Below are 376 nucleotides of genomic sequence, written 5' to 3'. Positions count from 1 at the left end.
CCACCCACGTGAAGCGGGCGTTCAAGTACCGCTTCTATCCGACCGACGCGCAGGCAGCCGAGCTGTCGCGCACGTTCGGCTGCGTGCGGAAGGTCTACAACCTCGCCCTCGCCGCGCGCACGCAGGCGTGGACGCGGCAGGAACGGGTGAACTACAACCAGACGTCGGCGATGCTGACGGCGTGGAAGAAGACCGAGGAACTCGCCTACCTCAACGAGGTCTCCTCCGTCCCGCTCCAGCAGGCCCTGCGGCACCTTCAGACGGCGTTCACGAACTTCTTCGGCAAGCGGGCGAAGTACCCGCGGTTCAAGTCGCGGAAGAAGTCGCGGAAGTCGGCGGAGTACACCACCAGCGCGTTCCGGTTCCGCGACGGGAA

1 protein-coding gene is annotated in these 376 nt (G+C 66.0%); it reads left to right on the top strand.

What is annotated here, in order from left to right; genetic code table 11:
* The coding region (locus IH50_RS0137050) for a transposase (protein ID WP_324617177.1) at positions 1-376 on the top strand (376 nt) is incomplete at both ends.

Origin of the sequence: Streptomyces sp. NRRL S-37, from assembly GCF_000721605.1 — a bacterium.
In the GTDB taxonomy this organism is placed as follows: Bacteria; Actinomycetota; Actinomycetes; order Streptomycetales; family Streptomycetaceae; genus Streptomyces.
This window is presented reverse-complemented; position numbering and strand designations above follow the sequence as displayed.